This is a genomic window from Flavobacterium anseongense, from assembly GCF_021608185.1.
Lineage (GTDB): Bacteria > Bacteroidota > Bacteroidia > Flavobacteriales > Flavobacteriaceae > Flavobacterium > Flavobacterium anseongense.
The window spans coordinates 141,331-154,833 of record NZ_JAKIHN010000001.1 but is presented as its reverse complement, the minus strand read 5'-3'; the positions used below and the strand labels follow the sequence as shown (position 1 = coordinate 154,833).

General features: G+C 37.9%; 4 protein-coding genes. 2 read left to right on the top strand and 2 right to left on the bottom strand.

Features of this window, described 5'->3' with window-relative positions; genetic code table 11:
- Positions 1-5 precede the first annotated feature (5 nt).
- A complete protein-coding gene (gene prmC / locus L1S35_RS00690; protein WP_236395781.1) occupies positions 6-866 on the top strand; it encodes a peptide chain release factor N(5)-glutamine methyltransferase in 861 nt (286 codons plus the stop codon).
- Positions 867-958: 92 nt separating this feature from the next.
- On the opposite strand, the gene L1S35_RS00685 is transcribed toward prmC, so the two are convergent.
- Positions 959-2,209 (bottom strand): ABC transporter permease, encoded by a 1,251-nt coding sequence (locus L1S35_RS00685; RefSeq protein ID WP_236395780.1) that lies wholly within the window; start codon positions 2,207-2,209, stop codon positions 959-961.
- Positions 2,210-2,385: 176 nt separating this feature from the next.
- On the opposite strand from L1S35_RS00685, the gene hisS reads away from it, so the two are divergent.
- Entirely contained in the window at positions 2,386-3,744 is a 1,359-nt protein-coding gene (gene hisS, locus L1S35_RS00680; RefSeq protein WP_236395779.1) for a histidine--tRNA ligase, read from the top strand.
- Positions 3,745-3,920: 176 nt separating this feature from the next.
- Here hisS and L1S35_RS00675 read toward each other — a convergent pair whose 3' ends face one another.
- A complete protein-coding gene (locus tag L1S35_RS00675) occupies positions 3,921-13,373 on the bottom strand; it encodes a T9SS type A sorting domain-containing protein (protein ID WP_236395778.1) in 9,453 nt (3,150 codons plus the stop codon).
- Positions 13,374-13,503: the final 130 nt, after the last annotated feature.

The following is a 13,503-nucleotide window of genomic DNA, read 5'->3' as shown; positions in this document are numbered from 1 at the left end:
TCCAAATGCTGATCAAAAACTACAAAGATATTTTCAAAGCAGAATTGCAATCGATTTATGACGAACCCGAAATCGATAGTTTTTTCTATATCATTTTGGATAAGATTCACAGTTTAAAACGAATTGATTTAGCGCTAAATCCTGAAATAATAATGGATGGCATTCATTTAAAACAATGGAAAAATATAGCTTCTGATTTGAAAACTCAAAAACCGATTCAATATATTTTAGGAGAAACTGAGTTTTATGGTTTGCGATTTGAAGTCAATGAAAATACGTTGATTCCAAGACCCGAAACGGAAGAGTTGGTTGAATTGATTATTGATGAAGAGGGAAAAGGGAATAGGGAAAAGAGAATAGTTAAAATCCTTGATATTGGAACGGGTAGCGGCTGTATTGCAATTTCGTTAGCCAAAAATCTTCCAAATGCTGAAGTTTTTGCGATTGATGTTTCTGATAAAGCTTTGGCAACAGCCAAAAAAAATGCAGAAATCAATGATACGAACGTTATTTTTCTTCTGAAGAATATATTGGAAACAGACGATTTAGAACAGCAATTTGACATCATCGTTTCTAATCCGCCTTATGTTCGAAATTTGGAAAAAGCCGAAATCAAACCTAATGTTTTAGAGTATGAACCACATTTGGCTTTGTTTGTTGAAGATACAGATGCTTTGCTTTTTTATCGGAAAATTTGTCAACTGGCAATGAAAAATCTAAATTCAAACGGGAAATTATATTTTGAAATTAATCAATATCTTGGTAAAGAAACGATTGAATTAGTTGAGAATTTTGGGTTTAAAAATGTCAAATTGATAAAAGATATTTATCAAAATAACAGAATCGTATCTGCTGAAAAACAATGATTTTTTTGTTTACTTCGTCTGTTCGTCCTTCGGACTCGTGTCACAGAGATTCACGGAGTTTTATACTGAAAACTGAGACTGAGACTGAACACTTACTCATAGCGCAACGCTTCAATCGGATCAAGCTGAGAAGCTTTTATTGCAGGATATAATCCGGAAACTAAACCAACAATAAAGCTGGTTACAAAGGCAGCAAAAATAGCGCCCCATGGAGTCACAAATTTCAGGTCGAGTAGGGATGAAATTCCGAAACCGACTAAAATCCCCAAAATTATCCCCAAAATTCCACCAATTTGTCCAACGGTTATTGTTTCTATAAAGAACTGAATAGCGATAGCGCTTTTTTTGGCTCCGAGTGCTTTTCTAACACCAATTTCACGGGTTCTTTCGGTTACAGAAACAATCATAATATTCATTAGGGCAATCGACGAACCCAATATGGTAATTATACCAATCAACCAAGCTGAAACCCCTAGGAAATCAGTGATGCTGGCAATTCTGTTTACTAAATCATCGCTTCTTGAAATACCAAAATTATCTTTTTCAACCGGATTTAGTTTTCTGACTTTGCGCATGGTAATAACAGCATTGTCAATTGCGGCATCGAGCAATTCCGTTTTTTGAACCATAGTGCTCAACGAGTAATTGATGTTGGGTTGCGAAAATAAGGAACGTGCAACTTGAATCGGAATCATAACTCTCAAATCTCTTCTGTTGCCAAAAGTGGAACCTTTTTCTTTTAAGACACCAATTACTTTGAATTTGGCACCACGAATAGAAAGTATTTTATTGATTGGATTGACATCTTTGAGTAAACCTTTTGAAGCAAAATCAGAACCTACGATGCAGGAATACACATTGTTTGAAATATCAAAACTGTTGAAATCTCTACCTTGGGTAACTTCCAAACCTGAGTTTGTCATATAATATTCATCAACACCAAGAACTGTAATTTCGGGGTCTGTTTTCTGATTTTCAAATTTCACCTCAGCATTTGAAGTAGCCATGAATGACAACGAAGTCTGTGTCATCGGGTAGTTGTATTTTTCTTTAAAAGCTTTGGCTTCGGGATAAGTGATGATTGGATTTATTTTTTCTATTTCATTTCCGCCACCTCCACGCAAGGTATTTTGGTATTGATTAATGTTGAATGTATTAGAACCCATCGAGGCAAAAGTGGAGCTCAAATTGTTTTCGAAAGCTGCAACCACAGTTAGAATTCCAACCAAAGCTGTAATTCCAATCGCGATAATAATAACGGTCAAAGTGGTACGAAGCAACTGCGTTCGGATGGAACCTAACGCGATTTTTACATTCTCTCTAAATAATCCTATTCCAAGCATAACGCAAATTTGACACTAAAATAAATGATTTGTTACAAGAATATTTATATAGTTGTGGAAATAGTTTTAAAAAATAAGATATTTGCGGAAGTAATGTGTCAATGTAACAATTTATTAATGTAACAATGATTTTTAATTTTCACATTACCACATTTTCACATTAAATAATTATAAACATGGCATCAAAACCAAGTATTCCAAAAGGGACAAGAGATTTTTCACCGGCAGAGGTTGCTAAGCGTAACTATATTATTTCGGTGATGAGACATCATTTTGAGAAGTTTGGTTATCAGCCAATCGAAACGCCTTCGTTTGAAAACTCCGATACTTTGATGGGAAAATATGGGGAAGAAGGTGACCGTTTGATTTTTAAGATTTTGAATTCGGGTGATTATTTGGATAAAGTTTCGGCTGAAGAATTGCAATCATTAGACAGTAAAAAACTGACTAGTAAGATTTCTGAAAAAGCGCTTCGTTACGACTTAACCGTGCCTTTTGCAAGATATGTTGTGCAACACCAAAGCGAGATTGAGTTTCCGTTTAAGCGGTATCAGATTCAGCCGGTTTGGCGTGCTGACCGTCCACAAAAAGGAAGATTCAGAGAGTTTTATCAGTGCGATGCCGATGTGGTTGGTTCAAAATCTTTATGGCAGGAAGTCGAGTTGGTGCAATTGTACGATTCGGTTTTTGCAGATTTAGGTCTGAATGGTGTTACTATAAAAATTAATAACAGAAAAATATTATCGGGAATTGCTGAAGTAATTGGTGCTTCGGATAAATTGATTGATTTTACTGTAGCTTTAGACAAGCTCGACAAAGTAGGAGAGGAAGGCGTTAAAAATGAAATGCTAGAAAAAGGAATTTCAGAAGCGGCTTTGGTCAAAGTACAGCCGTTGTTCAGCTTTACCGGAACCATCCAGGAAAAACTAGAAAAACTAACCCAATTACTTTCGGCTTCTGAAGAAGGGAAAAAAGGTGTTGAAGAGCTGCGTTTCATTTGTGACAACGTAGCTAAACTTGGTTTGCAAAAAGCGATTTTAGATTTGGATGTGACTTTGGCTCGCGGATTAAATTATTATACCGGAGCTATTTTTGAAGTTGCTGCACCAAAAGAAGTTGCTATGGGTTCTATTGGCGGTGGTGGAAGATATGATGATTTGACCGGAATTTTTGGTTTGAAAGATATGAGTGGCGTTGGAATTTCGTTTGGGTTGGATAGAATTTATTTGGTTTTAGAAGAACTGAATTTATTTCCGGAAACGGTTACTACAGCTACTAAAGTACTGTTTTTAAATTTTGGCGAAAGCCAGACTTTTGAAGCTATGAAAGCTGTTACGGCACTTCGCAATCATAACATTAAAGCCGAAATGTATCCGGACGCAGCAAAGATTGACAAGCAATTTAAGCATGCTGAGCGCAGAGGAATTCCGTTTGTGGTTAAGGAAATCGTTGGTTCGAATTTTACTTTAAAAGATATTCAAACCGGAGAGCAACTTCAGGTAAATCTTGAAAATCTTGTTAAGAAACTCGGTTAGTTCTCTTTAGCCCCGATTGGAGCTAGCTACCGTGTAGCGCGGAAAGCGGGAGGATTGTTCTGAAATATTGGAAACGTTGTGCTCCTAATTATAAAAATAAAAGAACCCTGCCGAAGCAGGGTTTTTTTCTTGTAGAAAAAGCAGATTTAGTGTCAAATAAACAGCAGCACAAGATGTTATTTTATTATTATTTTTTTAGTTACATCGCCACCATCAGTGATTACTTTTACGATATACGTTCCAGAACTTAAATCACCAATGCGTAGTTGCATATCAGTTTGATTTTGGTTATACATTTTCCAAGACTGTACTTCTTGTCCTAATAAGTTGTATAATGAAACTGATTTCACGTTTACTTCCTGCAACTCGTTTTTGATGTTTAACACGTTGTTACCTTGAGAATGTATCACGCTGATTCCATGGTTTGCATCAGTATGTTCAGTTGTTCCAAGTGCTGTAGTGCCATTTGTAAATCTTAATGAGAATCTTGACTCATAAGTTCCAGCCGGTAAATTGATTTGGAAGTTTTGATCTTTAATGCTGTGATAGATTGAAGTTACATTATCATAAATGTATATTTCCTGAGCAGCATCAAAATTCTCTTTTCCGTCTACAACAAAGCTAACATTACCAGCAACTGCATTTTTAACTCCTAATGGATAGATGTTGTTTACGTTAAAGTAACCATCACCACTGATGTTTAATTTATTAGTTCCATTTATAAAGTACATGTCATTAGTAAGCGTTTCAATGCTTAGTGCATCATATCCGTTATCATAACCTGCTGTTGCATGTTCATTCATAAAGCCTAACAACACTTGTCTGTGATAGTTATCAGCAGAATTATATCCTAATCTTAATTTAGCAAACTGCTCTTCTACAACGCTGTCAGATGCATTGTTATATTCCTGGTCAACTGTATTAGCCACAGTTGCATTTGCTGTTTTGAATAAGGTGAATGATGTAGCATCAGTTTCTTTAACGAACAATCTTTGTGAATTGTTGAATGTTATTGTTCCACCGCTTGCTGAACCAGTTACAAAGAATCCTTGTCCAACAGGGATAAATCTCTTAGCCACTTTACTACTTGAACCTAATCCGCTTATTCCGGCTGGAGCTACCGGAGCAGTTCCACCTGTTTTTGTATAGGTTGCATAACCACCTTGGTACTGAATAGTAGCATGAGCTGTATTTGTACTGTAATGTTCCCAGAAATATAATGTTCCGGTTAAACTAGTTGCATTGTCGTCAATGAATTTATCGGCATCAATAGCAGAAGCATAAGGATTACCACAAAGGTTTAGGTTACCAGGACCAACAGTTGAAGTGATAGTACCATTATTTGGTTTACCAACAAATACATAGTTTTGATCTAATGCAGCAGAGCCACAACCTTTCATTGTATATCCCTGACCAGGTAATAATGCTCCGTTTGGTCCGGCAGCTGCCCAGTTTGCATATGAATTTGAAGAGTTTTGGAATTTAAAGATCCAATAACTACTCAATGTTATAGGCGATGTTGGAGAACCATTTACTCCAGTTGTCCATAGCATGTTTTGTGGGTTGTTAACATTAGTTCCGTCTTTCATAACTCCGGCTACTGTAAATCCGTGATTAATAGTTGTATTATTAATAGAACTCACAGGAGAAGACCAATAGTTGTAGTTATATTTGTTAGACTGACCTTGTTGGTCTCTTTCTAAAGAACCGGCACTAGTCACATCTAAATCTGAATTAGTAGTTTGAATTAATTGAGATCTTCCAACTAAATCCAGTTTACCATCAATTTTTAAATAGTGAGATACTTCGATTTTTGTATCATTTGTAGCACTTAAAGTATTGGCATTAACAAATAATCCAAGTACTGTTTTGTTTCCTGTAGAACCAACATTATTGTTTGTTTTAACAATGTTCCAGTCGATAGCAGTAACTCCGTCAACAATTGAAAGACTATTTGGCAATTGTTGGATAGTTCCGTTTGACCAAGTACTTGTGCTGGACCATGAACCATCTGCTGAACTTTCATATGGTTGTGGAGAAGACTGTACTGTTATAGTTGTTTTATTTGGTGAAAATACATTTCCTCTATTGCTGTTTTGAGAATCGTCATTGATGTGTGTTCCAATGAAAGAGTTCATTGAATAATACGCCTGAAGATTGCTCCAGTTTAAAGTGCTAATGTCATTTTTAGTTATCGTTGTTGGTAAAATTGCACCTTTAGTACCAGTACCGTTTTGAAGGATTTCCTGATTCATTACAAATTTCAACTCAGTTAACGTTATCGCTTTATCCCATAATCTGAACTCATCAATATCTCCTTTGAAGAAATTACGTGTATCTGATTTAGATCTGTATTCAGCACCAATTGAGAATGTGTTTGTACTTGAAACCGGAGCTGCAGAAGCAACAGTTGAATCTAATACACCATCAATATAAAGTTTGATAGAACCACTTGAGTAAATGATAGCAATATTATGCCATTCAGCACTTGGTAAAGCAGTAGCTGAAGTCAAAGTAGTTCCACCAGCCCAAGTAACAACAACTCTGTTACTTGAATTTAAGTAAACTCTAAAGCCAGATGTTCCATTATATTTAGATACAATTGTTCTATCGTTTGCTAAAGTATTTGCACCAGTTGGTCTAACCCATGTCATCATTGAGAATGTACTGTTTAAGTTGTTAGCATTACCAACTTTCATAACATCGTCAACTCCGTCATAGGTTGAATGTCTTGAATAAATACTTTCGTGAGCAACTCCAAATGTGAAGAATTTAGTTCCGTCAAAGTCGTAATCAGTTTCCTGATTAGCACCATTAGTTGTCAAAAATATTGTTTCCAAATTAGTTGTAAAAGCAGCATCAGAAGCAACAATCATCACATAAGCATCATTTCCGGTTAAAGCTGGTAAACTTGCAAATGCTGTGGTTGGGATAGCAACTTTTGTAGTTGCGATGTCACCACCGTTTTCAACAATTTTCCATTTTTTGTTTGGGATGTCTGTTAGTGTTGTAACACTGGAAGTACCACCAAAAGTTATGGTTAAATCGGTTCCGGAGTCGTTCATGTTTCCACCGTTATCACCCCAAATCAAGTACTTTTTATCAGCATCAAATGCATTGGTGTTTGCAGTGTTTGTCGTAGCAATTGTTCCTAATCCAATAGTTAAATTAGAATTAGCGTTAACGCTTTTAGATTGTTTTTGATTTAGTTTTTCAACATCATCTCTTCCAATTCCTGCAATGTCATAGTTATAACCTGCATTAGCAGTTGCATCCCAAATTACAGTCCCATCAGAAGCAAGATAGTTTTGAGAAGTACCGTTTACTCCTAAAGTTATACCATATTTAATACCTAAATAACTTTCAATTTTGCTTCTTTCGGTAGTATCGTTTTTTCTGGAGCTATAGGTAATAACTTCGGCAATTCTTCCGTCTAAACTTCCGTCCCAGGCTTCACTTCTTCCAATCCAATATTGGCTATCATAGATATTTCTGTGTTTAGAAGCATTAACTTCGGTAGTAGCAATGTTATTTGCATTGTAATATAATTGCATTCCGGTGTTTCCTGAATTATTTCTTACGTTTATAATTCCAGGGCTGTTGTAGGATGTGGTTGTACTAACTTGAGCATTTCCGTATGATGTTGTTGTACCTGAAGTATAAGATAGAACTTCATTAGTAAAACGAGTATCAACATTACCATAAGTTATACCTGACTTTGCATTTTGAGCACAAGGAGAACTTTTCCCGGCAAACACATCCATGCTGTTTAATGCTGAAGTTACAGTAACATCAGGAACAACAACAACAAAAGTATCTTCTGAATAATATCCATTTGTACCTTTTAAATATTGTCTTGAACTACTCAAATCCGTATAAACATTTGAAGGTGTATTGTATGGATTTGTAAAATCAACAACCGAGTTAAAGTTGATGTTGTAAGCTGCATTATTACGATATACGGGAGCTCCAACAGCTACAGGTTTAATTGCATTAGCTCCTCTTGCTTGAGTATACCAAGTTGTAACAGCAGTATTGTCAGCCACTGTTGTAGTTCCGTTTAATAAGTCAGAACGCAACCATAATTGTAAATTAGATGTTACTCCACCAGGAGCATACGTTAATGATGGAAGCATTGCATTTACCGGCCATTTTATCACCACTTTTCCATCAGCACCAGGACCACCGGTACCTTGGTTTACGCCATTGTTTCCATTTCTACGGCCACCGCCACCACCGCCACCCGGAGCAATTCCGGTTAATCCGTCACCGTTTTGAGAAGTATATCCATTTCCACCATTTCCGCCACTGCAGACTGCAATTGCTCCTAAGTTATTTGTTGCATCAACACCCATATTTTCTCCGGCTTCTGCACCGGCACCACCACCACCACCATAAGATCCGGTTACACCGCTTGCACCATTCCCACCTCTTGAAAGTACATCTCCAATACATGCCGCGGTACTACCACCTGCACCACCGGTAACGGCATTATCAAGGGCTGTACTACCACCTTTTGCAAGGAAAGTAGAAGTATTGATAAACCAAGAGTCACCGCCATCTATCCCGGATGCTGTTGCTCCTAATCCAACATTTACAGTATAAGTTGTTCCAGGTACTACAGCAATAGATTTTAAAGCATAAGCACCGCCACCGCCACCGCCACCAACTTTACCTACGTTCAATCCGTCACCACCTTTTCCGCCGCCGCCCCAAGCTTCAACAGTCACTTGGTAAACATTTGCAGGAACAGTAAAAGTACCTGATGAAGTAAATGTTTGTGAGGTAATTGCCAATACTTTTGTTGAAACAGATGTTGTACACGGAGAAGTTCCTGTAGCTGTTAAAGTTAACGTTATACCTCCTTGAACCAAACTGGTTGTAATATCAGCAGCACTCGGAGTATATGTACAAGTTGTCAAAGAAGTTGGATTTGTAAAAGTACCAGTTCCACTTGATGTCCAAACAATAGAAGTATAATTTGAAGCACTTGAGTTAGCCGTAATATTTACAGTTCCACAAGTAGAGCATGTAGCGATATCTGAACCTGCATCTGCTATTGGAGCTGCAACAAAAGTTAAGGTCTTATTAGATGTCACAGTTGGACAGCTAGTATTTGATGCTGTTAAAGATATAGTCACACTTCCGGCTGTTGTATCAGCAACACTCGGAGTATAAGTACATGTTGTTAATGAATTTGGATTAGTAAAAGTACCAGTTCCACTTGATGTCCAAGTTACAAGAGTTTGATTAGTCGCACTAGAACCTGTTGTAACTACAATTGCTGTATTAGAAGAACATGCTGTAAATGCTGGGCCTGCTACTGCAGTCATTACCTTACTGATCGTTAGTGTCTTATTGTTAGTAACAGTAGCACATGGTGCATTTCCACTAACAGTTAGAGTTAAAGTTACACTACCTGCAGTAATATCAGCAGCACTAGGATTATAAGTACAAGTTGTTAAAGAATTCGCATTTGTAAAAGTACCTGTTCCACTTGATGTCCAAGCAATAGAAGTATAGTTTGTAGCACTAGAGCCAGCAGTTATGTTTATGGCACCAGTAGAAGAGCAGGTGTCTATAGCTGGTCCGGCAACAGCCGTTGGAAGCGAACTAATAGTTAGTGTTTTTGTTGAAGTAGCATTAGCACAACCTGCATTTGAAGCAGTAAGTGTGAAAATTACATTTCCTGCTGTTATGTCAGCTGCACTTGGAGTGTAGGTACAAGTCGTTAAAGAATTGGCATCAGTAAATGTACCTGTTCCGTTTGATGTCCAAGTAACAGCAGTATAATTAGTTGCACTAGAACCTGCAGTAATACTGATTGCTCCACCTGAATAACAAGTTGAAAAATTTGAACCAGCCACAGCTGTTGGTGCAAGGCTAATTGTTAGATTTTTTGTTGAAGTAACATCCGCACACGGAGCATTTCCGGTAGCAGTAAGTGTTAATATTACAGTACCAGCCGTTATATCAGCAGGACTTGGAGTATAGGTACATGTTGTTAATGAATTGGCATTAGTAAATGTACCGGTTCCATTTGATGTCCAAGCGATAGCAGTATAATTAGTAGCACTAGAACCGGCAGTAATATTTACTGCACCAGAACTAGAACAAGTGTTTATTGCTGTTCCGGCAATTGCAGTTGGAAGTGAGCTAATAGTAAGCGTTTTTGTGTCAGTAGCGTTAGCACACCCTGCATTTGAAGCAGTAAGTGTGAAAATTACATTTCCTGCTGTTATATCAGCAGCACTTGGAGTATAGGTACAAGTGGTTAAAGAATTAGCATTAGTAAAAGTACCAGAACCATTTGAAGTCCATGTCACACTTGTTTGATTAGCAGCACTAGAACCAGCAGTAATACTGATTGCTCCTGAAGAATAACAAGTTGAGAAATTTGAACCGGCCACAGCATTTGGTCCAAGACTAATAACTAAATTTTTTGTTGAAGTAACATCTGCACAAGGAGCATTTCCTGTAACTGTAAGAGTTAATATTACACTTCCGGCAGTTATATCAGCAGCACTTGGAGTATAAGTACACAAAGTAAGAGAATTTGCATCAGTAAAAGTTCCGCTTCCGCTTGATGTCCAGGTTACAGAAGTATAATTAGTAGCACTAGAACCGGCAGTAATATTTACAGCACCATTAGTAGAACAAGTGTTTATTACAGTTCCGGCAACAGCGGTTGGTTGTTGACTAAAGCTCACAGTTTTAGTGTCAAAAGCATCAGCACAAGCGGCGTTTGTCGCGTAAAGTGTAAAAATTACACTTCCTGCTGTTAAATCAGCAACACTAGGAGTATAGGTACATGTTGTCAATGAATTTGCATTAGCAAAAGTACCAGAGCCACTTGAAGACCACAATAAAGTTGTTTGATTGGCAGCACTAGCTCCAGCAGTAATATTGATTGCCCCGGCAGCATAGCAAGTTGAAAAATCAGATCCTGCATCTACAGTCATTGGGCTGCTTATAGTTAATGTTTTTGTTGATGTTGTATTTGAACAAGGTGAATTCCCATAGGCAGTCAATGTAATAATAACACTACCGGCTGTAATATCATCTGCGCTTGGAGTATAAGTACATAGTGTTAGAGAATCAGCATCGGAAAAATAACCAGTTCCGTTTGATGACCAATTTGTATAGCTATAGTTAGAAGCGCTAGAACCAGCCGTTACATTTACAAAGCCATCAGTTGAACACATACTAACTGATGATCCTGCTATGGCAGTAGCATCAGGTATAATAGTTAATACTTTTGTTGCAATTTCATCAGAACAACCAGAGTTTGAAGCAGTAAGTGTAAGGATTACACTTCCTGCAGAAATATCAGCTGCGCTTGGAGTATAGGTACAAGTTGCTAAAGAATTAGCATCAACAAAAGTTCCTGTTCCATTTGAAGTCCAAGTTACAAGGGTTTGATTACTAGCACTAGAATCTGCTGTAATATTTACGGCACCAGAAGTAGAGCATGTTTCTACATTAGATCCAGCGTCTACAGTCATTGGGCTGCTTATGGTTAGTGTTTTTGTAGAAGTAACATCTCCGCAAGGTGCATTCCCTGTTACAGTTAATGTCAATACAACACTACCAGCAGTAATGTCATCAGCACTAGGAGTGTACGTGCACAAGGTTAATGAATCTGCATCTGTAAAAGTTCCTGTTCCATCTGATGTCCAGGCAATTGAGGCATAGTTTGCAGCACTAGATCCTGCTGTTATATTTATTGCACCAGCTGTCGCACAAGTTGTCAAAGCTGTTCCGGCATTAGCAGTTGAAGGTGCCTGTATACTTAATGTTTTTGATGCTTTTTCAATAGGACAACCTTGGTTATAAGCCGTAAGAGTTAAAGTTACACTTCCGTCAATTATATCCTGAGCACTTGGAGTATAAGTGCAAGTTGTTAATGAATTAGCATTTGCAAAAGTACCGGTACCACTTGAAGTCCAAGCTACACTTGTTTGATTAGTAACGCTAGAACCGGCAGTGATATTAATTGCTGAAATTGAACAAGTATTAATATCAGCACCTGCATCTACAGTCATTGGACTACTTATGGTTAATGTTTTTGTAGATATGGTACTGCCACAAGGAGCATTCCCGTTTACAGTTAATGTTAAAGTAATACTACCAGCAGCGATATCGGATGCACTAGGAAAATAGATACAAGTTGTTAGTGAAGTATCATTTAAAAAGGAACCAGTCCCGCTTGATGTCCAAAGAACTGAGGTGTAGTTTGTAGCACTAGCACCCGCAGTAATGTTAACTGCACTTGTACTTGAACAAATATCAATAGCTGTTCCGGCAATAGCGATAGCCGCAGCTCTTAATGTTAGGGTTTTAGTTGAGGTTGCGTCAGCACAACCAGGATTTGAAACGGTCAGAGTTAAGGTTACTATACCAGTCGATATATCGGATGCACTAGGAGTGTATGTACAAGTTGTTAAAGAATTTGCATTGGCAAAAGTACCTGTACCGCTTGATGTCCATGTTACTGTTGTATAATTAGTAGCACTTGAACCTGTAGTTACCGGAATAGCAATGTCAGTTGAACATGCTACAATTGCTGTTCCCGCATTAGAGGTTGGAGCAGGGTTAACCGTTACGTTTGTAGTATTAAATGAACTAATGCTATTAGTACAATATGAAGATGCTAAATTGGTTATAGTTACAGTTGTTGAACCATTATTTAAAACTGATGTTGAAAATGTTCCTGTTCCTGGGCTACCTGCAGTAAATGTCATTGAAGCAGTATTTCCCGTTGCTGTAGTTGCACCACTAAGATTGTAAGTTACAGTATACGTTCCGGAAGCTAAAGATGAAGAATTAAGAGTAACTAAAGCTGATGAACCAGTACATAAAGGACTATTAGATGTTGTAGCACTTGTTAGCGCATATGTAGGACAAGTATAAGTTATTATTACATATCCTGGAGCACCATTTCCTCCAGCAGAGTTTTTGGTACCACCACCACCACCACCACCATAATTGGTAAGTGAAGATGAACCTGCAGCAGCATTAGAAGTTGTTCCATTACCACCGGCACCCGCATTACCACCACCGGCAGTTCCTCCTGTTGGTACAGATCCGTTACCACCGTTACCTGTTGTTCCACCAGCGCCGCCGCCGCCGCCGCTACCAGCACCATTTAGTCCATTACCACCAGCACCACCATTACGTGTTGAACCAGTTCCGGCTGAACCACCAGCACCACCATTTGAATAACCAAAACCACCAATACCACCATTAGCGGTAATAGTTGTTCCTCCAAAAACAGCGGTAGTATTGCCACCTGAAGTTCCATTCGGTGTTCCACTAGTTGTGGCTCCAATACCTTGAGCACCAATAGTTATTGTATAAGTTGTTCCGGCAGTTACGGCTACTGTGGTGTTTCTTGAGAAACCACCACCACCACCACCACCAGCGCCATCTTTATTTGATGTTCCACCATAACCACCACCACCACCGGCACCATAAGCATCGACTTGGATAGTTGTTACTCCGGCAGGAGCTACGAAAGTTCCTGAAGTTGTGTAGGTTCTTGTTGTTTGCGCATAACCAAAACCACATAATAATATGGTTATTAGTAGTACACATTTCTTTTCTGCTTTAAGTAATAAATTTTTCATAACTTTAGGGTATTATGATTTATTATTTAAATGAAGTTTTAATCTTCATTCTGTTTATTTGACATTTCAAAACTAGATATTCTTTTAATATAATCGATAAAAAGCACAAAAAAATCGATGAAATGCATGT

Excerpts from the sequence above, each read along its gene's own strand:
- L1S35_RS00685 (WP_236395780.1), bottom strand. The coding sequence starts at position 2,209 with ATGCTTGGAATAGGATTATTTAGAGAGAATGTAAAAATCGCGTTAGGT.
- prmC (WP_236395781.1), top strand. The coding sequence starts at position 6 with ATGCTGATCAAAAACTACAAAGATATTTTCAAAGCAGAATTGCAATCG.
- hisS (WP_236395779.1), top strand. The coding sequence starts at position 2,386 with ATGGCATCAAAACCAAGTATTCCAAAAGGGACAAGAGATTTTTCACCG.
- L1S35_RS00675 (WP_236395778.1), bottom strand. The coding sequence starts at position 13,373 with ATGAAAAATTTATTACTTAAAGCAGAAAAGAAATGTGTACTACTAATA.